Annotated in this window: 25 protein-coding genes; all 25 read left to right on the top strand. The window is 48.2% G+C overall.

The features are described from left to right. Positions 1 to 13: 13 nt before the first annotated feature. On the top strand, positions 14 to 796 hold the full coding sequence (locus Q0E19_RS04530) for an AAA family ATPase (RefSeq protein WP_294407832.1): 783 nt from the start codon (positions 14 to 16) through the stop codon (positions 794 to 796). Next, a complete protein-coding gene (locus Q0E19_RS04525) occupies positions 771 to 2,105 on the top strand; it encodes a DEAD/DEAH box helicase (protein ID WP_294407831.1) in 1,335 nt (444 codons plus the stop codon). The genes Q0E19_RS04530 and Q0E19_RS04525 overlap by 26 nt, the downstream gene beginning before the upstream one ends. Next, positions 2,102 to 2,416 carry a VRR-NUC domain-containing protein gene (locus Q0E19_RS04520; RefSeq protein ID WP_294407830.1) on the top strand — a complete coding sequence of 105 codons (315 nt, stop codon included), beginning with the start codon at positions 2,102 to 2,104 and terminating at the stop codon, positions 2,414 to 2,416. The genes Q0E19_RS04525 and Q0E19_RS04520 overlap by 4 nt, the downstream gene beginning before the upstream one ends. Before the next feature lie 3 nt (positions 2,417 to 2,419). Further along, entirely contained in the window at positions 2,420 to 3,013 is a 594-nt protein-coding gene (locus Q0E19_RS04515; protein ID WP_294407829.1) for a DUF669 domain-containing protein, read from the top strand. Positions 3,014 to 3,025: 12 nt separating this feature from the next. Next, complete coding sequence (locus Q0E19_RS04510; protein ID WP_294407827.1) at positions 3,026 to 5,344, top strand: phage/plasmid primase, P4 family; 2,319 nt, start codon at positions 3,026 to 3,028, stop codon at positions 5,342 to 5,344. A 163-nt stretch (positions 5,345 to 5,507) separates the two neighbouring features. Continuing rightward, on the top strand, positions 5,508 to 6,017 hold the full coding sequence (locus Q0E19_RS04505; RefSeq protein ID WP_294407825.1) for a hypothetical protein: 510 nt from the start codon (positions 5,508 to 5,510) through the stop codon (positions 6,015 to 6,017). Further along, positions 6,017 to 6,304 (top strand): hypothetical protein, encoded by a 288-nt coding sequence (locus tag Q0E19_RS04500; protein WP_294407824.1) that lies wholly within the window; start codon positions 6,017 to 6,019, stop codon positions 6,302 to 6,304. Before Q0E19_RS04505 ends, Q0E19_RS04500 begins: the two co-directional genes overlap by 1 nt. Continuing rightward, complete coding sequence (locus Q0E19_RS04495; protein WP_294407823.1) at positions 6,301 to 6,762, top strand: hypothetical protein; 462 nt, start codon at positions 6,301 to 6,303, stop codon at positions 6,760 to 6,762. Before Q0E19_RS04500 ends, Q0E19_RS04495 begins: the two co-directional genes overlap by 4 nt. A 356-nt stretch (positions 6,763 to 7,118) precedes the next feature. After that, positions 7,119 to 7,454 carry an HNH endonuclease signature motif containing protein gene (locus Q0E19_RS04490; protein ID WP_294407822.1) on the top strand — a complete coding sequence of 112 codons (336 nt, stop codon included), beginning with the start codon at positions 7,119 to 7,121 and terminating at the stop codon, positions 7,452 to 7,454. A 147-nt stretch (positions 7,455 to 7,601) separates the two neighbouring features. Further along, positions 7,602 to 8,828, top strand: coding sequence for a hypothetical protein (locus Q0E19_RS04485; protein ID WP_294407821.1), 1,227 nt, complete (start codon positions 7,602 to 7,604; stop codon positions 8,826 to 8,828). Continuing rightward, complete coding sequence (locus Q0E19_RS04480) at positions 8,825 to 10,015, top strand: hypothetical protein (protein ID WP_294407820.1); 1,191 nt, start codon at positions 8,825 to 8,827, stop codon at positions 10,013 to 10,015. Before Q0E19_RS04485 ends, Q0E19_RS04480 begins: the two co-directional genes overlap by 4 nt. A 14-nt stretch (positions 10,016 to 10,029) precedes the next feature. Further along, on the top strand, positions 10,030 to 10,272 hold the full coding sequence (locus Q0E19_RS04475) for a hypothetical protein (RefSeq protein WP_294407819.1): 243 nt from the start codon (positions 10,030 to 10,032) through the stop codon (positions 10,270 to 10,272). A 179-nt stretch (positions 10,273 to 10,451) separates the two neighbouring features. Further along, the gene (locus Q0E19_RS04470; protein ID WP_294407818.1) at positions 10,452 to 11,822 is read left to right on the top strand and encodes a terminase large subunit; all 1,371 of its coding nucleotides are present in this window, start codon (positions 10,452 to 10,454) and stop codon (positions 11,820 to 11,822) included. A gap of 20 nt (positions 11,823 to 11,842) precedes the next feature. Then, positions 11,843 to 12,274 (top strand): hypothetical protein, encoded by a 432-nt coding sequence (locus Q0E19_RS04465; protein ID WP_294407816.1) that lies wholly within the window; start codon positions 11,843 to 11,845, stop codon positions 12,272 to 12,274. A 2-nt stretch (positions 12,275 to 12,276) separates the two neighbouring features. Beyond that, positions 12,277 to 13,176 carry a phage major capsid protein gene (locus Q0E19_RS04460; protein ID WP_294407815.1) on the top strand — a complete coding sequence of 300 codons (900 nt, stop codon included), beginning with the start codon at positions 12,277 to 12,279 and terminating at the stop codon, positions 13,174 to 13,176. A gap of 3 nt (positions 13,177 to 13,179) precedes the next feature. After that, complete coding sequence (locus Q0E19_RS04455) at positions 13,180 to 13,599, top strand: Gp19/Gp15/Gp42 family protein (protein WP_294407814.1); 420 nt, start codon at positions 13,180 to 13,182, stop codon at positions 13,597 to 13,599. Continuing rightward, on the top strand, positions 13,583 to 13,924 hold the full coding sequence (locus Q0E19_RS04450) for a hypothetical protein (protein ID WP_294407813.1): 342 nt from the start codon (positions 13,583 to 13,585) through the stop codon (positions 13,922 to 13,924). Before Q0E19_RS04455 ends, Q0E19_RS04450 begins: the two co-directional genes overlap by 17 nt. Continuing rightward, complete coding sequence (locus tag Q0E19_RS04445) at positions 13,917 to 14,159, top strand: hypothetical protein (protein WP_294407812.1); 243 nt, start codon at positions 13,917 to 13,919, stop codon at positions 14,157 to 14,159. Before Q0E19_RS04450 ends, Q0E19_RS04445 begins: the two co-directional genes overlap by 8 nt. Continuing rightward, positions 14,156 to 14,497 carry a hypothetical protein gene (locus Q0E19_RS04440; protein ID WP_294407811.1) on the top strand — a complete coding sequence of 114 codons (342 nt, stop codon included), beginning with the start codon at positions 14,156 to 14,158 and terminating at the stop codon, positions 14,495 to 14,497. The genes Q0E19_RS04445 and Q0E19_RS04440 overlap by 4 nt, the downstream gene beginning before the upstream one ends. Positions 14,498 to 14,508: 11 nt before the next feature. Next, positions 14,509 to 15,108, top strand: coding sequence for a phage tail protein (locus Q0E19_RS04435; protein WP_294407809.1), 600 nt, complete (start codon positions 14,509 to 14,511; stop codon positions 15,106 to 15,108). Between the two features lie 16 nt (positions 15,109 to 15,124). After that, a complete protein-coding gene (locus Q0E19_RS04430) occupies positions 15,125 to 15,415 on the top strand; it encodes a hypothetical protein (protein ID WP_294407807.1) in 291 nt (96 codons plus the stop codon). 23 nt (positions 15,416 to 15,438) lie between these two features. Further along, a complete protein-coding gene (locus Q0E19_RS04425; RefSeq protein ID WP_294407806.1) occupies positions 15,439 to 15,807 on the top strand; it encodes a DUF5361 domain-containing protein in 369 nt (122 codons plus the stop codon). Then, positions 15,808 to 18,636, top strand: a complete 2,829-nt coding sequence (locus Q0E19_RS04420; RefSeq protein ID WP_294407805.1) for a hypothetical protein — start codon at positions 15,808 to 15,810, stop codon at positions 18,634 to 18,636. 18 nt (positions 18,637 to 18,654) lie between these two features. Beyond that, positions 18,655 to 19,038, top strand: a complete 384-nt coding sequence (locus Q0E19_RS04415; protein WP_294407804.1) for a hypothetical protein — start codon at positions 18,655 to 18,657, stop codon at positions 19,036 to 19,038. Next, the coding region (locus Q0E19_RS04410; RefSeq protein WP_294407801.1) for a hypothetical protein at positions 19,038 to 19,351 on the top strand (314 nt) is incomplete at its 3' end. The genes Q0E19_RS04415 and Q0E19_RS04410, both read left to right, overlap by 1 nt.

The raw sequence follows: 19,351 nt of genomic DNA, 5'->3' as shown, positions 1-19,351 counted from the left end.
GGAGGAAAAGAGAATGGGACTTGCAATACTTGTATTAGGATTTTCAGGAAGTGGCAAATCTGCTTCCCTGAGAAATTTTAAGGAGGACGAACTTGCTCTTGTAAATGTGAACGGAAAACAGCTTCCGTTCCGCACACAGTTCAAATCGGTGATACATACTGACAATTACGGAGAGATAGAGCGTTTTATGAAAACTCAGACGGCGAAGTCCATAGCAGTTGACGACAGCCAGTATCTTATGGTGAATGAGTTTATGCGCCGTGCAAAGGAAACTGGTTTTCAGAAGTTTACCGACATTGCAAAGAATTTCTGGGAGCTTGTAAGAAGCGTTGAAATGCTTCCGGAGGACGTTATCGTGTATTTTCTCAATCACCTTGATACAGGGGACGATGGCAGACAGAAAGCTAAAACTATCGGCAAGCTGCTTGATGAAAAGATAACTGTTGAGGGTATGTTCACAACTGTGCTGAAAACTGTTGTGGTTGACGGCAAGTATCTTTTCGCTACTCAGACGGACGGCACGGACACCTGCAAAAGTCCTATCGGGCTGTTTGACAGCGTGTATATAAGCAACGATCTGAAGCTTGTTGATGAAGCGCTGAGAACATACTATCACCTTGCTGACGAGCATATCTGTTCAGAGTGCGGAAAAGTCATAACTTCAGACGGCAAGCGCACAGTACAGCAGATCATAGACGGTTCGGTGAATAATTACGGCAAGCAGCTATGTATGAAGTGCGTGCTGAAACGTGTAAAGGCGGAGAAGTCAGATGCAGCTAAGAGCGTATCAGAATGACCTTGTGGAGCAGGTTCGGCAGGCTTGGCGGGCAGGATATAAAGCACCCTGTATCGTCCTGCCCTGCGGCGGCGGAAAGTCCTGCATCGTGGCGGAAATGGCAAGACGGACGACCTTTAACGGCAAGAGAGTGCTTTTCCTCGTCCATCGCAGAGAGCTTGTGGAGCAGATAAAAAAGACCTTTATCCGCTGGGGAGTTGATATGAAACTCTGCGAGGTAGGTATGGTGCAGACCATTACAAGACGTCTGAAAAAGCTTGCCAAACCTGCCCTTATCATAACGGACGAAAATCATCACAGCCTTGCTCAGTCATACAAGCGGATATACGAATACTTCTCAGATGTGCCGAGGGTGGGCGTTACTGCGACACCTGTCCGCCTTAACGGTGACGGTCTGGGAGATGTTAATGACAAGCTTATCATCGGAGTGTCCGCAAAGTGGCTTATCGAGCATAACTGCCTTGCGCCTTATGATTACTATGCCCCTGACGTTGCCGACCTTACGGGACTTCACGTTTCACACGGCGAATATATGGCGGCGGATATAGAGAAAGCCATGGTGAAAAACACTGTTTTCGGTGATGTCATAAAGTATTACAAGCAGCTTGCTTTCGGCAAAAAGGCTGTGTGTTATTGCGCTTCCGTCAGACATTCTCAGCGGACGGCGGAGGTTTTCAACGAAAACGGCATAAAGGCGGCGCACATTGACGGCTCTACCCCAAAGGCAGAGCGTGACAGCATAATCGGCGCTTTCCGCAGGGGCGACATAACGGTGCTGTGCAACGTTGACCTTATCTCAGAGGGCTTTGACGTTCCCGACTGCGAGTGCGCAATACTTCTGCGACCCACAAAGAGCCTTACCCTTTACATTCAGCAGGCTATGAGATGTATGCGTTATCGTCCCAACAAAAGAGCCGTCATAATCGACCATGTGGGCAACTATGCAAGGCACGGTATGCCCGATGACGACCGTGAATGGAGCTTAGAGAAAAAACCGAAAACCGCCCATAAAAAGCAGGAACATAGCGACAAGGTGAAGCAATGCCCCGAATGTTTCTTTACCTTTTCTGCACCGCCTGCGGGGAAGAAAGCATACTGCCCTCACTGCGGATACGAGTTCCCCTCAGCTGAAAGAAAGCTTGAAACTGACAGCAGCGTAGGGCTTGTAAAGGTAGAGGGATTCAAGCTTGATTTCAGTTCGCCTGCCGACTGTCACACCTATCCTGAGCTTTTGCAGTATGCGAAAAACCACGGATACAAGGCAGGCTGGGCATATCATATCGCAAGGCAAAGGGGGCTTATCGGTTGACAGAAGAACACAGTATACAGAACGAGATACGCTGTGCGGTTTCGCCTTACTGCACTATCTTTCGTGTGAACGTAGGCGAGGGGAAAACTGTTGACGGCAGATATTTCACCACAGGAGTGCCGAAAGGTTTCTCGGACCTGTTCGGTGTGCGGCATAAGGACGGCAAAGCTGTCTTTATCGAGGTCAAAACAAAGTCGGGGCGGATTCGTCCTGAACAGAAGAAGTTCATAACAAAAATGCGTGAGTGCGGAGCAGTAGCAGGCATATGCCGCTCGGCAGAGGACGCAGTAAAATTAGTAACGGAGGAATAAAAAATGGGATTTAAGTCAAATCAATCAGAAGCTTATCAGAACGGTATCAAGCCTGAGGGCGATTACGAATGCATCATAGCAGCCATAGAGGAACGCACAACGAAGAAAGGTTCAATGAGACTTAACTTCACGCTGGTCATCAGAAATGACGTGCAGGGGCAGAAGTACGGCAATGCCTGCCTGTTCCACACCATATGGAAAAAGCACGAGCCGAACGAGAACGATATGCAGGTTGAGGGGTACAACTTTGCGCAGCTTATGGCAATGGGCAAGGCGGCGCAGCTCCCCGACGGCAAGGAGTATGACAGCCTAAAAGCATACTGCACCGACCTGCTGAACAAGTGCATAAGGGTCAACCTCAAACACGAATCAAACCCTGATTACAGAAACGGAGAGCCGCAGGAACGCATTAATTTTGTCAGCCCCACAAAGCACCCTGAGTGCCGTCATAAGTTCAAGTCCTCTGCGCCGAAGTCAGACAGCTTTGCAAACACTCAGCAGACAGGTTTTGCGAATACTCAGCAGTATGCGAACTCTGCCATAGGCTCACTTGACGACTTTGAAGAAGTGCTTTCAGATGACGGCGTACCATTTTAAAGGTGATGTTTAATGTACGAAAAAATACCGCAGGAACTTAAACTCCTGCCGAACTGGATATGCTGGAAGGCTGTTCCCGATGAGGAGAGGGGGAAGATGAGGAAAGTTCCCGTTGATTCGCTGACAGGCGCAGGGGCAATGTCCAACAATCCATCGACTTGGACGGATTTCGATACCGCCGTAAGAGAGTCGGCAAAGTATTCGGGAATAGGCTTTATGTTCGGTAACTGCCCATATTTCGGGGTGGATATTGACGGCGCAGAGGAAGAGCTTGAGGCATACCGCAGGGGTGAGGACGGCAATATCATTTCCGAGTTTATCTCCACCCTGCAAAGCTATGCCGAGATATCTCAGTCGGGAAAAGGCATACATATCATATGCAGGGGAACGCTCCCGAAACAGGGCAGGCGCAGGGGCAATGTGGAGATGTATGAGGACGGAAGATTTTTCGTTATGACAGGCATATCCTGCTCTGAATATGGTGGCATTGCAGAGTGTACCGAGGTGATAAAACCTCTCCATGAGAAATATATCGGCGGAGGAAAAGAGCCGCAGGCTGCACCCGTCAGAACGGTGTGCCTTGAAACCGCAGACGAGATAGTCCGTGCGGCGGCAGGGGCAAAGAACGGCGGAAAGTTCGTTTCCCTTTACGGCGGAAGCACCGCAGGATACACTTCTCAGTCTGAGGCGGATATGGCGCTCTGCTCGATGCTTGCATTCTGGACAGGCTGTGACGCTGACAAAATGGACGTGATATTCCGCTCTTCGGGACTTATGCGTGAAAAGTGGGACAGACCTCAGTCGGGTTCGACCTACGGCGCACTCACTATTCAGAAAGCTATCGCAGACTGCACGCAGGTATATTCACCGAAGACAGTTGGGACAGCAGGAGATCTTTCGGTGAATTTCAAGCGTAACAAAGACAAGTCCGAGGGGATATCTCTCGGTGCAAAGCAGGAAGAGGACAAGGACGGCAGGACAAAGCTTTATTCTTTCGATGATACGGGCAATGCAATGCGTTTTACCGACCTTTTCGGGGATAAGGTGAGATACTGCTATACGGACAAGCGCTGGCTGTGGTATGACGGCAGAAAGTGGTGTACCGATATGACAGGTACGGTCAAGCGCCTTGCGGACAAGGCTGTGGCTTGTATGGCGGCTGAGGCAAAGGTCTACGCTCAGCTTGACGAGGACGAGGGAACGGAGATGTCAAAGGCTTTTGAAAAGCATATGAAGTCCTGCCGTTCAAACAAGTCTAAGAACGCTATGCTTAACGAGGTAATGCACCATGTCCCTGTTCTGCCCTCTCAGATGGACAGGTTCAAGTCTGTACTGAATACCCCCGGCGGAGTGATAGACCTTAAAAACGGCGGACTTTCCCCTCACGATCCGAAAAGCTATCTGACGAAAATAACGGCGGTGGAGTATTCGGAGAACGCAGACTGCCCCCGCTGGCTTGCTTTCCTTGACGATATTTTCAGAGGGGACAAGGACCTTATCAGATACGTTCAGAAAGCTGTGGGGTATTCTCTCACAGGCTCTACCGCCGAGCAGTGCGCATTCTTCCTGTACGGCACAGGGCGCAACGGCAAGTCAACTTTCATAGATATCATCAGAGCCATTTTCGGCGACTATGCCGCAAATATCCAGCCCGAAACGATAATGGTGCGCAGCAATCAGAGTACAGCCATTAACAGCGATATCGCAAGGCTTAAAGGCGCAAGGCTTGTGACCTCAGTTGAGCCTAACGAGGGAGTGCGCATAAACGAGGGACTTTTAAAACAGCTTACAGGTGACGATACCGTTACGGCGAGAAAGCTCTACGGCGACGAGTTCGAGTTCAAGCCTGAGTTCAAGCTGTGGATGGCGACCAACCACAAGCCGATTATCAGAGGCACAGATACAGGCATATGGCGCAGGATACATATGATACCGTTCACCGTGCAGATACCCGAAGAAAAGATAGACCGCAGGCTGAAATACAAGCTTTCGGCGGAGCTTACGGGCATATTCCGCTGGGCAGTGGAAGGCTGTCTGCTGTGGCAGAAAGAGGGACTTAAAATGCCCTGTGCCGTCCTCGAAGAGGTCAGGGAGTACCGCCGTGAAATGGACGTTATCTCTGCTTTCGTTGAGGACAGATGTACTGTCGGCAAGGGTCTGAGCGTACAGTCGAGCGCACTGTATGCCGCATATCTGAGGTGGGCAGAGAGCGGAAATGAATATAAGATGTCGAACACTAAGTTCGGACTGGAGATAGCCAAAAGATTTGAAAAAGTGAAAGGCAGAAAATACAATTACTATGCAGGGCTTGCTCTTGACGAGCAGGTCTGAGTGGAGGGTTTAGTCTTTTGTGGTGGGTTTGAGGGGTTTTCTAACCTTTCGCATTAGAAAAATAAAAAAATATATATAAAAAGAAAGAGTTCTTTAAAAATGCCCGAAACCCACCACGACCCTCCGCAAAGGAGATGATACTATAAAAATAGATTTTGACAGAATGTCCGAAGAAGAGTTCGCACGGTATGAAGATATGGCGATAGACGGCAGGCTTATCTATGACGGCTATCCTGCTGAGGAGTACAAATATTTTTCACAGTTATCAAAGCTTGGATACAAAAACAGGCACGACGGCTGGTCGAAAGAGATCTGCGAGGACAAGCAGGCTGAATACAAGCGAGAGTATCTCCACAGCAAGGAGATGCACAGCAGATTTTTTGTACAAGCCTGTCGAATGCAGGAAAATATCCGCAGAGGACAAATGCTTGTCAGTAATATCAACAAGGCGCAAGGCAGAGAAGAAAAGCTTACATACGCATTGCAGGCTCTGGAGCTTATCCTCTGCAACGAGATGATAACAAAGCATAACGGTGCAGTCAGAGCGGAATATGCAGGCTGTGAATACTGCGCAGGAATAACAGAATGGAAAGAAAAGCTTTCCGCAGAGGGCGAAGAAGTAAGCTTTAACTTCTGCCCCGTCTGCGGGAGAATTATTGAGGAGGTAAGATAATGGCAAGATATATTGACGCTGAGAAGCTAAAGGATTCTATCGACTCGCAAACAGACAGTATATTTAATTGGGGCAAGACCACAGAGGAACTTTATCATGATCTGTGTGAACTAGTCGACGACGAACCTACCGCAGACGTGCAGGAGATCAAACATGGCGAATGGCAAGAACACAGCGGGGTACATATATGCTCGCTGTGCGGACATGCTTTTGAAACCGAAGGCTATTTAGCATTTTTTAATTACTGCCCTAACTGCGGTGCAAGAATGGACGGTGACAGCGAATGACCCCAAAAGAATATCTTAACCAAGCGTACAAAATAGAGCGCCGCATTAATATCATCAGCGCAAAGGTCAGCAAGCTGCGGTCGCAGCTGGAGTACAAGGGCATATCCTATGACGGCTCAGGCGCAAGCCACAGCACAGCCGATGACGGAATGTCAAGCACCATCGCAGATATAGCGGACTACGAGCGCAGACAGCGGGAGCTTGCAGATGTGCTTATAGCAAAGCGATTCGAGATAGAGAGCGTTATCGACAGCGTACCAAATGCCGCACAGCGAGAGGTACTGGAGCGCAGATACCTGCTCTATCAGCGCTGGGAGAGCCGATTTGACGAGCGCACAGGAGAGTATGTTAAGGGCATTGCAGAAGAGATGAATTATTCTCCGAGAACGATATATAAGATACACGGAGAGGCATTGAAAAACATTGCATTGCCTGAAGAGTGCAGTAAAGTGCAGTGAAATGCAGTTATGATCTGTGATATCATTATACTAGCCGAAAAGGCAAAGACAAACCATGCGGAACCTCCATAAAAGTTGTTCCGACGGAGCGAAAGCTCCGTATGCAGGCTCAGAGGGAGATACTCAAAGCCTGCACCACCATTTCAGATATGCTCCTTAATATTTTCGTGAAAGGCACTCCAGTCGGGGTGTCTTTTGCGTTTAGGAAAACGAGGGGCGGACAAAAAAATCCCCACCCATGTTATATCGACCGTATATGAAAATTGACCCCGCCTATGAATTATCCCCGCTTTGATTTTACCCCATGCGGTGATTTTTCGACGGCGCATAGCACATAAATAAAAGAGGTGACGACATTGCCAAACAACAGACCCGATCGGAGCGGTACGCACCAGACACAGTTCCGTATCAACAAGAAGAAAATATATGCCACCCAGACGGTCTGCGGAATATGCGGCAAGCCTGTGGACTTCTCACTGAAATATCCTCACCCGCTTTCCGCCTGCATAGATCATATCATTCCTATTGCCAAAGGCGGACACCCCTCAGCTTTGGAAAACCTCCAGCTGGCACACTGGTGCTGCAACAGGCAAAAGTCTGACAAGCTGGTTCAGAAGCAGGTCTTTGACCAGAAGATAGAAACTGTTTCAAATCGGCTCTTGCCTCAGACTTTCGATTGGAAGAACCTTTGAACGGAAAAAGCCCGCTGCTGACAAAGCTGTGAGGATCTTCAGCTGAATGGAGGGCATTCCCCCCCTCATGAGCCTATTTTCGAGTTCACGTGTTGATTGCGTATATTTCTCGCAAAATTTTATTCTGATGTAAAAGAAAGGAAAACTATGGCTGACTATAAAGGCATTGAATACCTGCGCCGCAAGCTTGATACAAAGCAGACAAGGGTAAATGTAAGATATAAATACTATGAAATGAAAAACTCTGTGCAGGATATGTCAAGCATAATGCCCGAACGGTTTCGTTATCTCAGCGGTGTTCTCGGCTGGTGTGCTAAGGCGGTGGACACTCTTGCGGATCGTATCCAGTTTGATGAGTTCGCCAATGACGAATTTAACTTCAACGAGATATTCGCAGGCAATAACCGTGATATCTTTATTGATTCGGCGGTGCTGTCTGCTCTTATATCATCATGCAGTTTTGCGTATATCCATGCGGACAGCTCAGGCTACCCACGCTTGCAGGTAATTGACGGCGCAAATGCAACCGGAATTATCGACCCTGTAACAAATATGCTTACGGAAGGCTATGCGGTGCTTGAACGTGATGATAACAGTCAGGCAGCTGTTGAAGCATATTTTGTCGCAGGAAGAACGGATATTTACAGATCGGGCAGGCTTACCGACAGCATATTGAATGCTGCGCCATATGCTCTGCTCGTGCCGCTGATAAATCGTCCCGACGCAAAGCGTCCTTTCGGTCACAGCCGTATTTCAAGAGCCTGTATGTCATATACACAGACCGCTCTGCGCACACTGAAAAGGTCAGAGGTTTCAGCGGAGTTTTACAGCTTCCCGCAGAAGTATGTGCTTGGGCTGTCAGAAGAAGCGGAATTTAACAACCGCATGGCGACTATCTCATCTTTCCTCAGCTTTGAAAAGGACGAGGACGGCGACAGACCTGTTCTGGGACAGTTCCAGCAGCAGAGCATGACACCATATAATGAACAGCTGAGAACTATCGCAAGTCTGTTCGCAGGGGAAACGGGCTTGACACTTGACGATCTCGGTTTTTCTTCGGAGAATCCCTCAAGCGTTGAGGCAATAAAAGCAAGTCACGAAAACCTCAGACTTACCGCACGAAAGGCTCAGAGGACCTTCGGCAGCGGACTGCTCAACATAGGATATCTTTCTGCCTGCGTCCGTGACAAGTATACATACGACAGGCAGGCTTTCAGTGATGTAAAACCTTTGTGGCTGCCTATATTTGAACCGGACGCATCTGCACTTTCGGGTGTGGGCGATGCTATACTAAAAATAAACCAAGCTGTCCCCGATTATTTGGGAGCAAGAAACATAAAGGCTCTCACAGGAATAGAGAGTGACGGCAAATGAGTGTGCTTTCAGACAAAATAAAGAATGAACTTATCAAGCTTTCAAAGAGCGACAAGCATTTACAGAGTATTATAAAAAAGCTTGAAAGCGGTAATGCGACCTTCGCTGATGTAGATGCTTTCACACAGGCAACAGGAGCTGTGCTAAAAAAAGCCTTTGAGAAAAGCATAGTTGAAAGTCCAAAGTCATTCGTCGAAGAAGAAATGCTCACTGAGATACTCGGAGATATCTTCGGCGATAACTACGAACTTATAAACTCCGTGGCTGAGAATGTCCAAAAACAACTTGATAAGGCGGCAGGCATAGGCATAAAGCCGCAAAGAGCAGACTTCCCCTCCGAGAGAATAGAAAATCTTGCGAAAATAACGGCTCAAAAGGATCTTACCGACAAAGCGGCACTAAGCGAGTTCACAGCGTCAGTCGAGAACATAAACGGTTCTATTTTCACCGACTATATCAGAGCAAATGCAGACTTTCGCAGCAAGGCAGGATTGCAAGTCTATGTTATCCGCACCGATCATAGCGGCTGCTGTGAATGGTGCGCTAAGCTTGCAGGCAAATATGTATATCCGAACGTACCGAAAGATGTCTGGCGCAGGCATAAGCGGTGCAGCTGTGAGATAATTTATGTCAATGAGCGTGCAGGGACATATGACCGCATAAGCTTCAATGACAAGGCTGACGGCAGCAAGATAACCACCACAAAGCAGGTCATGCGGCTCACTCCCGAACAGGCTTTCGCTAAGGAAAAGGAAGTGCTGAAAAAGCTTGACAAGACGGCGGAAAGTGGTATAATAAAGTCAGTAGTAATCAGTGGTGCACTCAATCCAACGAGCAGAAAAGCTGAACAACATGCCATTCAGTACTATGAATCAGTACGACACATGAAAACCGATACAGCTAGAATTTCTCAGGCTACGGGAATTGCTAAAGATAAGCTTGATAAGATAAAGGAACACGTTTTTATAAAAGAACATGATCTAATAGACGGCAGAAAACGCTTTGACCCCGATTATGACATGGCGCAATCGTGGCAAAGATTGATAAACGGAAGTTTCAAAGAGCAGGATATGGTGCTGCTAAAACATGAATACGCAGAACTAAGATATATGGAAAAAGGTTTGACACAAAGCGAGGCTCATATAAAAGCTTCGAGAAAATATGATTATGCAAAATACTGTGAGTAAGGAAGTGAACGAGTATGTTGAAACTATTTAATATTGTGATGAAAGATGATGAGATCTCATGCGACTATACACCCGAAATGAGTGACAAAGTCGGTCATGTCGTGGTAGATACGAAAAGCTTTGAAATCAAAAAAGTTCGGTTTTCGGATTATGAGTTCGGCAAAAAAATGTATGTATCACATGTTCGTTCTGAACTTGAAAAGATACTTACGTCAAAGGCTCAGATACCTAACGAGATCACCACAGTATGGTATTAAGTTTATAACAGTTCATTAAGCGCTCTGCTGCGGCAGGGTGCTTTTTTATACCCAAATATCAAATCAAAGCACCCTTATGGTGCAAAGTACCGTTAAGGTACTTTTTTTATACCCTAAAAAGGAGGTAATCCGCTATTGAGGATAAGAGAATCGGCAGGCAGACCCCCACCACGTCTTTTGTGCTGCCTTATAAGCAGACCAAAGGCAATGAGGCGGTAGAGCTGTATAACAGCACAGGCAGGACTGCTCAGGAATGGCAGGAAATACAGATCTATGACATTATGGCGGTGAACGATGACGGACTGTGGACGCACATGAAGTATGGTTACTCCGTTCCAAGACGAAACGGAAAATCCGAGATACTTATAATGCGGGCGCTGCGGGGACTTACCCACGGCGAACGTGTTCTTTATACGGCACACAGAACGACCACTTCTCACAACGCATGGGAAAAGGTCATAGAACGGCTCACAAAGGGCGGTTACACGGAAAAAGACCACTTCAAGACCACCAAACAGTTCGGTCTTGAACGTATCGAATGGCTTGACGGGGACGGGATAATAAACTTCCGTACACGCTCCAGCAAGGGCGGACTTGGTGAGGGCTATGACCTGCTTATCATTGACGAGGCGCAGGAATACACAGCCGATCAGGAGAGCGCTTTGAAATACGTTGTCACCGATTCCGCAAACCCTCAGACGCTTATGTGCGGCACTCCGCCCACTGCCGTTTCTTCGGGAACTGTTTTCTATCAGTACCGCCGTGATACGCTTAGCGGTACTAACGTTGACAGCGGCTGGGCGGAATGGAGCGTACCCGAAATGTCGGACGCACACGATCCCGAACTGTGGTACGAAACAAATCCGTCCCTCGGAACTATCCTCTCGGAAAGAGCTGTCCGCTCGGAGCTGGGCAAGGATCAGACAGATGATAATATCCAGCGTCTTGGCTTATGGCTGCGTTATAATCAGAAGTCTGCTATCAGCCGTGAAGAATGGCAGCGGTGCAGACTTGAAACAAAGCCTGTAATAGCTGCCGTACCCAATATCTTTTTCGGCGTTAAATATGCAAAGCACACCTCAAATGTTTCCCTTTCTGCCGCTGTAAAAACGGCTGACGAAAAGATATTTGTCGAGGCTATCGACTGCCGCCCTGTGAGAGAGGGCAACAGCTGGATAGTGGCATATCTGCGCAATCCTCACGCAAGGCAGGTCATTATAGACGGTGCGAACGGTCAGGCTCTGCTTGAAGCGGATATGAAAAACGCAGGTGTAAAATGCAAAGCTGTGCTGCCTAAGGTGGCAGAGGTCATAGAAGCGTCAGCGCAGTTTGAACAGAACCTGTTCGCAGGGAGGATATGTCACAGCGGTCAGCCGTCATTAGAGCAGGCTGTGTCAAACTGCGAACACAGGGCAATAGGTTCGGGCGGCGGATTCGGGTACAGCTCCATAATGGAGGGCGCTGATGTCAGCCTGTTGGAATCGGCGGTGCTTGCTCACTGGGCTTGCGCTAACGCAAAGGAAAAGAAAAAGCAGAAGATAAGCTATTGATATTAGAAAGGAATGATATTATGGCAGAAGAATTTGAACCTATCACATCGCAGGAAGCTCTCGACAGTCTTATCACTGCGAGGATAGAAGAGAACACAAAGGCGGTCACTGAATCTGTCACAAAGCAGTTTGAGGGGTACATATCCCCTGATGACCTTGCGGCAAAGACAGGTGAGCTTAAAAACACCATATCAGACCTCACCACAAAGAACAAGGCATACGAAAACAGTAATCTTAAACTGAAAGCTGCACACGAATTCGGCATACCTTTTGAACTGTCCGACAGGATAAGCGGTGATGATGAAAAGGCTATCCGTGAGGACGCAGAAAGGCTCTCAAAGTTTTTAGCGCCGAAGAACGCAGCACCGAACTTTGACCCAGAAACACCGCCTGCAAAGAACAGCACAGACGCTGCGCTGAGAAAAACACTTGAAAAACTGAAAGGAGAATAATCATGGCAGGAGAAAACACTATTCAGAGAGGCACACTTCTTGAACCCGAAACAGTTACGGAGATCTTTTCAAAGGTAAAGGGACATTCCACCCTTGCAAAGCTTTGCGGACAGACACCTGTTTCATTCAACGGCAACGACTACTTCACTTTTTCTATGGACGATGAAGCGGCAGTAGTGGGCGAATCCGAGAAAAAGACAGCGGGAAAGGCTGCTCTCGGCAAGGTGACTATGCGCCCTGTAAAGATCGAATACGGCGCAAGATTTTCAGACGAGTTCATCTACGGCACAGACGAAAAGAAGCTGGAAGTTATCAAGGCTTTTGCCGAGGGTGCAGCAGTCAAGTTCGCCCGTGCAATAGATATCCTCGGTTTCCACGGACTTAATCCGAGAACAAAGACGGTAGTAGCTGCCCTCGACAAGAACTATATCGACAAGGCGGTAGCAGACAACAGCGCTTCCGTTACCTTCACAGAGGCAGACCCCGAAAGTGGTCTTGAAGATGCAGTTGCGATGCTTGGGGACTACGAATGCACAGGCTTTGCGTTCTCCCGTGAATTTGCGGCGGCAATGGCAAAGCTCAAGGTCAACGGTGTAAAGCAGTACCCTGAGTTTGCTCTCGGTGCAAACCCGGGCAGCCTTAACGGCACAGCCTGTGATGTAAACTCGACTATAAGCTTTAACGATAACGGTGACGCTGCAATAGTCGGTGATTTCGTCAAGGCTTTCAAATGGGGCTATGCTAAGTCGCTCCCTCTGGAAGTTATCCGTTACGGCGACCCTGACAATACGGGACGTGACCTTGCGGGACATAACGAGGTATACCTCCGTACAGAGGCATATATCGGCTTTGCGGTACTTGATCCAAAGGCTTTTGCAGCTGTGAAAAAGGGCGAGGGATAAGCTATGGGTTACCGCAGCTCATATGCAGATGTAAATGATATCATCGCTTTCGGTCGGCAGCTTACGGCTAGAGAGCAGGACATTGCCGTAAGCTTTCTCCTAACAGCTTCCGCAAAGCTGAGAGTGACGGCAGAACGTTACGGTGTGGATATCGACGCAAAGGCGGCAGAGAATGAGGACTACGCTGCTGTGGTAAAGGAAACGGTCATAAAGTCTGTTATAAGAGCGCTGGACAGTGCGGCGGATACTTCTCCGCCTGCTGTACAGGCTTCACAGTCTGCTATGGGATATTCCGTTTCGATGACCTATCTCAACAGCGGTCAGAGTTTGTATTTTCTGAAAAACGAACTAAAAGATCTGGGCATACTCAGACAGCGCTGGGGCGCATTGGAGGTGTACGAAACAAATGAAAACCATAATTAAAGGCATACCTGTCAAGCTGCACGTCAAAACTCAGAACGGCACAGACGGCTTTAACCGTCCCACATATTATGACGAGATAGTCACAGTGGATAATGTGCTTATCGGCGCGCCGTCCGCTGACGAGGTGGTGAACGAGCTTAACCTTTCGGGGAAACGCATAGCATACACCCTTGCGATACCCAAAGGCGATACACACAGCTGGGTAAACACAGAGGTGGAATTTTTCGGCGGAAAATTCCGCACCATAGGTTTCCCGACAGAGGGCATAGAAGAGAATATCCCCCTTAGCTGGAACAAGAAAGTAAAGGTGGAACGCTATGGCTAAAGCGATGATAGTGCTGAACAAAGAAGGCGTAAGGCAGATGCTCAGATCTGATGAGGCGGAAGCCATATGCCGTGAGTTTGCCGAAAAAGCCGCAGGAAGCCTTGGCGACGGCTATGAAGTATCGTCCATAAAAGGAAAAAAGCGAGCCAACGCAAGCATAAAAGCCGTCACATACAGAGCGAGAAAGGACGCTAAACAGAACAACACTCTCATAAAGGCGGTGTGCGGCAAATGATAATAGAAGAGTTTATCTGTACCTATCTTAACGAAAGGCTGTCCGTGCCTGCGTATATGGAAGAGCCTAAAGAGCCGCCGAAAGAATATGTGCTTATCGACAAGATAGGCTCATCGGAAAGCAATATGATACAGTCGGCTGTTATAGCTGTGCAGTCCTATGGAGAGGGTCTTTACAGGTCGGCACTGCTCAATGCAGAGGTAAAAGAACTTATGCGTGACAGCGTGGTGCTTGACGCTGTAAGCAGATGCAGGCTCAACAGCGACTATAATTATACGGATACAGAAACCAAAAGATACCGCTATCAGGCGGTGTTTGATATAGTATATTATGAATAGGAGGAAATATCATGGCAACCAATGGAACAAACAGTGCGGACAACGTAACTGCGGGCAAGCCGAAAGTAGGCGGAGCAGTATTCAGAGCGCCGAAAGGCACTGCTCTCCCGACCAATGCGACTGATGAGCTTGACGCAAAGTTCAAGTGCCTCGGATACTGCTCTGAGGACGGACTTTCCAATAACAGCGATCAGTCTAACAACAAGGTATCTGCATGGGGCGGAGATGTTGTCCTTAATATGCTCACAGCAGGTGCGGATACATTTTCACTCACTCTAATAGAAACGCTCAACGCAGAGGTGATAAAAGCCGTCTACGGTGAAGAGAACGTTACGGCGGACGAAAGCGATATTGCCGTAGCAGTAAACGGAGGCTCAGACGAAGAGGCAGTATATGTATTCGACCTTATCCTTAAAGGCGGAGTGCTGAAACGTATAGTAGTGCCTTGTGCGACCATTACATCTCTCGGCGAGATAAAATATAATGACACAGATGCCGTAGGTTATGCGGTGACTTTGACAGCCACAAATGACAGTAAGGGCAACTCACACTATGAGTATATCCACCTTAGATCTGCGTCACCTGCATCGGAAACAGCAGAAAAGGAATAACAGGAGGTAGAACAATATGGCAGATATCAGCGGAAAGACAGCGAGCGGTTTTGAATTCACCATAGAGGAAAGCGCACTTGATGACTGGGAGGTGCTGGAGGCTATTGTAGATATCAGCAGCGGGCATTACAGTGCAGCAGTCCGTGTGCTTAAACTGCTGCTGGGAGAAGAACAGACAGCCTTGCTAAAAAAGCATTGTAGGAACATGGAAACAGGAAGAGTTCCGAAGAACGCTATGTTCAGGGAACTTTCCGATATACTCAGCCTTTCGGGCAGCGACCGGAATGACCGTTCAAAAAACGTCTGAGGGCTGTCTGCGGACTTGCCCATATGATATCTGCCGATGAGGACGCTTTGATCTGTGATTTCGCAGAGGTCTATCGGGTGTATGATTATAAGTCGCTGCCGCTTAAAACAGCAGCGGCTTTTTTTATGGGTTTGAAGCAGGACAGCCGTTGTAAAATGGCTGCTGCGGGGCAGAAATATACTCTTACCGAAATGCTTGCGGTAATGATATATGACAAGCTGGCATGGCTGAAATGGGCTAAGACAAAAGACGGAGCGAACGGCAGGAATATGCCGCAGCCTCTTGCGGAAAAGCTGTTCGCCGAAAGTAAGGATAAGAACGATATCGAAGGCTTTTATACAGCCGAAGATTTTGAAAAGGAACGAAGAAAACTGCTCGGAGGTGAGGGATAAATGGCAGAAGGCACTAAGCTTGCGGACGCATATGTGCAGATCATACCCGTATCGGAAGGGATAACGGAACGTATCAGACAGCTTTTCGGCGACCTGCCGGAAGAGGGCGAAAAGACAGGCAAGGAAACGGGAAGATCTCTTGCGGACAATATAAAAAGGGCTGTTGCCGCCGCAGGTCTGACCACCGCTGTGGGGAAGATAATTAAAAGCTCTTTCAGTGAGGGCGCTGCCCTTGAACAGTCTTTGGGCGGAGTGGAAACGCTCTTTAAAAAGCACGCTGATACAGTAAAGAAGAATGCTCAGGAGGCATATAGGACGGCAGGTCTGAGTGCGAATGAGTATATGGAGAACGTGACGAGCTTTTCCGCAAGTCTGCTGAGTTCGCTGAGCGGTGATACAAAGCAGGCTGCGAAAGTAGCGGATATGGCTATGATCGATATGTCCGATAATGCCAACAAGTTCGGCACAGATATGCAGTCGATACAGAATGCGTATCAGGGTTTTGCAAAGCAGAACTACACAATGCTCGACAACCTCAAGCTTGGCTACGGCGGCACAAAGGAGGAAATGGAACGTCTGCTTGCCGACGCTGAAAAACTGTCGGGACATAAGTATGATATTTCAAGTCTGAGCGATGTTTACAACGCTATCCATGATATTCAGGGCGAGCTTGACATAACAGGCACGACTGCAAAAGAGGCAAGCACAACATTCTCAGGCTCTTTCGGTTCGATGAAGGCAGCGGCGAAAAACTTCCTCGGAGTTATGACGGCAGGCGGTGACGCAGGAAAGGCTTTCGGCGCTCTTACAGATACGGCGGGAACGTTTTTCGGCAATGTAAAGCGAATGTTTGAAACGGCAGGCGAACAGGTAGACAGCCTGTACTATTCCTTTACAGAAAAAATGGGAATGTCAGCACAGGCGGCTGATGCGCTTAAACAGGTGCTTGATACCCTTGCCGTTTCCGCAGCGGCTTTTGTGGCTGTATCTAAATTCGCAGGCATAAACAAAGAATTTATGACTATGAACGTCCACGCAGCTGCACTTGCGGTCAAGGAAAAGCTTGTAAATATCGAGCTTGAAAAACAGACCTTGCTTGCTGTTAAGTCCGCTGCGGCTATCGGGGCGGCTTATCTTGCAGGTCAGGGATTAGCTTATCTTATTACCGAAGTGTGGGACCCGCTGAAAGTCAACGAAACGGCAGAAAGCTTTGAATATCTGAGTGCTGAGGTGTATGGTATCCGTGAGAGGGCGGATAAGCTGTGCGACAGCATAGGCAAGCTCCATGACGAAATGAGCGGCAATATAAGCGACGCAAAAAAGCAGGCGGACAGTTACAAAACGCTCAAAGACAGGCTTTTTGAACTCAACAGCCTTGAAAGCAAGAGTACAGCGGAAAAAGCCGAAATGCAGAACATAGTATCTCAGCTAAACGATGATATAAAGGGGCTTAACCTATCCCTCGACAGTCAGACAGGGTCGCTGAAAAATAATAAGGATATCGTTGAAAAAATGGTGGACGCTTATGCGCAAATGGATACAGGTGCGCAGGTGCAGGACAGCCTTGCGGAAGCCACACGAAATGCCGAAGAGGCTGAGAAAGCCTATGCTGAGGCTGTAAAAAGACGCAACGAGGCAAAGGCGGAGGGCATTGACATCAATTCGGACGAAATGGTGGCTCTGAACCTTTCCGTTGCAGAACTTGGTGCAGCAAGCAGAACGGCAGCCGAAGATCTTGAAACTGTCAGAGCCGCTATTTCAGACGCAAAAACAGCACAGGCGGAATTTGCGGAGGGTTTCGGCGACGCATCACAGTACATAGCCAATATGTCTGACGATACACTCACAAGCATTCAGGAGGTCTGCGAAAAATATCAGACCGCTTATGAGGCAGAGCATGACCTTGTTTTTGACCAAATGGATCTGCTCGACGAGTTCTGCGGAAAGTCAGATGTCACGAAAGAAACGCTTATCGCAAATCTTGACGATAACATAAACGGCTTTACCGAATGGGAGAATAATCTCGGAAAGCTGAAGAAAAAGGTCGCAGACGGCATTATCTCGCAGGATTTTTACAACAATCTTGAAGAAATGGGTCCTAAGGGCGCAGGCTATGCAAAAGCGTTCGTTGATATGTCTGACGAGGAACTGCACAAGTATTCAGTCAAGAGCAAGGGCATTTTCGATGAGATGAATGACTATGTTGACAGAAGTATGGGGAAAATGCTGGACGATTCCGCTCAGCTCCTCGATGACCTGATAGACCTGCCGGAAAACAACGGTGATGATATGCGCATAGCATATCAAATGCTGGGCGATCATGCGGCGGAGGGTTACGCTGAGGGCATAAAAAACGGATCTTCACGCATTAACGATACCGTTCGTCAGATGATACAGGACGCTATCGACACGGCGAGAGAAGCGCAGGATTCGCATTCCCCGTCAAGGATATTCAAGACCCTTGGCGGATATGCAGGTGAAGGATATGCTCTCGGAATAACTGCCGAAAGTGCCGCCGCTGCACAAGCCTCAGCTGATATGGTAAGGTCGGCTATAAGCAGTGCAAACAGCGCCAACAGGGGTATAGAAGTATCCTCCGTGATACAGCGTTCGGCGGTCAGATCATCTGTTCCCGACAGCGGCAGCGATGCAGTGAGATATGCTGTACTTTCCGCTCTTGCGGAATATTTTTCTCTTGACAGCACCGACAGGACAGCAAAACAGCCTGTCAATATCAATCTTACCATAGGCAGCCGTGTACTGAGCAAGACGGTGATAGAGGACATTAATCAGCTGACTAAGCTTAACGGCAAGTCACCGCTGATATGAAAGGCGGGAATATAGTATATGGAGCAGAATTTACTTTTCGGAGATACTGAGATAGCCGTTCCCACTTCATTCAGCATTACCAATGAGAAGATACTTTCCGACAATGCAGGGATATCATCGACCTGTAATTTTGTAGGCGACATAAAGGGTATGCGGACGGTCATTCAGATAGAATGGGCAAATCTCAAACCTGCGGAGGTAGCAGATATAAACAGATATATCCTCAGCTTAGAGAATATGTTTTTCCCTATGACGTATCTGAACGAGGAGTTTGAACGTGTCACAAGAATGGTGAGGGCGGAAGACCCCGCATACGAACACTGGGGCTGGGATAAGAAGAGGCGGCTGTGCCGTGTGCTTACCCTGAAACTTTATGCATATTCGGGAACAGAGGTGATCTGATGTATGCGGTAAAAAACGCTGGGGTTTCCGACCGCATAGGATCCTACTGCCGCACATTTAGACTGTGGCTGGAGAGCGCTGACAGCGTCATAACAGGTGAGAGGATAATGTCAGCGTCAAGTACAGCGCAGTCTACAAGCCTGTCTGACGATATAGAGCTTGGGGCAGTATGTTCGCAGTCTTGGGATATGACCATAAGCGGCTCAGACACAGACTATCTCGGCGGAAGATATGATCTGTATCTCTATCTAGCAGACTACGGACACGGTGATACGACCTATGCCGACCTCGAAAACTATACCTATGCTGAACT

The sequence above is a fragment of the uncultured Ruminococcus sp. genome, assembly GCF_934476685.1.
In the GTDB taxonomy this organism is placed as follows: Bacteria; Bacillota; Clostridia; order Oscillospirales; family Ruminococcaceae; genus Hominimerdicola.
Note: the sequence above shows the minus strand (reverse complement) of the source record. Positions and strands in the feature narration are given on the sequence as shown.

Excerpts from the sequence above, each read along its gene's own strand:
- Q0E19_RS04495 (WP_294407823.1), top strand. The coding sequence starts at position 6,301 with ATGACCCCAAAAGAATATCTTAACCAAGCGTACAAAATAGAGCGCCGC.
- Q0E19_RS04420 (WP_294407805.1), top strand. The coding sequence starts at position 15,808 with ATGGCAGAAGGCACTAAGCTTGCGGACGCATATGTGCAGATCATACCC.
- Q0E19_RS04460 (WP_294407815.1), top strand. The coding sequence starts at position 12,277 with ATGGCAGGAGAAAACACTATTCAGAGAGGCACACTTCTTGAACCCGAA.
- Q0E19_RS04430 (WP_294407807.1), top strand. The coding sequence starts at position 15,125 with ATGGCAGATATCAGCGGAAAGACAGCGAGCGGTTTTGAATTCACCATA.
- Q0E19_RS04415 (WP_294407804.1), top strand. The coding sequence starts at position 18,655 with ATGGAGCAGAATTTACTTTTCGGAGATACTGAGATAGCCGTTCCCACT.
- Q0E19_RS04480 (WP_294407820.1), top strand. The coding sequence starts at position 8,825 with ATGAGTGTGCTTTCAGACAAAATAAAGAATGAACTTATCAAGCTTTCA.
- Q0E19_RS04475 (WP_294407819.1), top strand. The coding sequence starts at position 10,030 with ATGTTGAAACTATTTAATATTGTGATGAAAGATGATGAGATCTCATGC.
- Q0E19_RS04510 (WP_294407827.1), top strand. The coding sequence starts at position 3,026 with ATGTACGAAAAAATACCGCAGGAACTTAAACTCCTGCCGAACTGGATA.
- Q0E19_RS04440 (WP_294407811.1), top strand. The coding sequence starts at position 14,156 with ATGATAATAGAAGAGTTTATCTGTACCTATCTTAACGAAAGGCTGTCC.
- Q0E19_RS04525 (WP_294407831.1), top strand. The coding sequence starts at position 771 with ATGCAGCTAAGAGCGTATCAGAATGACCTTGTGGAGCAGGTTCGGCAG.
- Q0E19_RS04425 (WP_294407806.1), top strand. The coding sequence starts at position 15,439 with ATGATATCTGCCGATGAGGACGCTTTGATCTGTGATTTCGCAGAGGTC.
- Q0E19_RS04445 (WP_294407812.1), top strand. The coding sequence starts at position 13,917 with ATGGCTAAAGCGATGATAGTGCTGAACAAAGAAGGCGTAAGGCAGATG.
- Q0E19_RS04530 (WP_294407832.1), top strand. The coding sequence starts at position 14 with ATGGGACTTGCAATACTTGTATTAGGATTTTCAGGAAGTGGCAAATCT.
- Q0E19_RS04500 (WP_294407824.1), top strand. The coding sequence starts at position 6,017 with ATGGCAAGATATATTGACGCTGAGAAGCTAAAGGATTCTATCGACTCG.
- Q0E19_RS04450 (WP_294407813.1), top strand. The coding sequence starts at position 13,583 with ATGAAAACCATAATTAAAGGCATACCTGTCAAGCTGCACGTCAAAACT.
- Q0E19_RS04435 (WP_294407809.1), top strand. The coding sequence starts at position 14,509 with ATGGCAACCAATGGAACAAACAGTGCGGACAACGTAACTGCGGGCAAG.
- Q0E19_RS04515 (WP_294407829.1), top strand. The coding sequence starts at position 2,420 with ATGGGATTTAAGTCAAATCAATCAGAAGCTTATCAGAACGGTATCAAG.
- Q0E19_RS04505 (WP_294407825.1), top strand. The coding sequence starts at position 5,508 with ATGTCCGAAGAAGAGTTCGCACGGTATGAAGATATGGCGATAGACGGC.
- Q0E19_RS04455 (WP_294407814.1), top strand. The coding sequence starts at position 13,180 with ATGGGTTACCGCAGCTCATATGCAGATGTAAATGATATCATCGCTTTC.
- Q0E19_RS04485 (WP_294407821.1), top strand. The coding sequence starts at position 7,602 with ATGGCTGACTATAAAGGCATTGAATACCTGCGCCGCAAGCTTGATACA.
- Q0E19_RS04465 (WP_294407816.1), top strand. The coding sequence starts at position 11,843 with ATGGCAGAAGAATTTGAACCTATCACATCGCAGGAAGCTCTCGACAGT.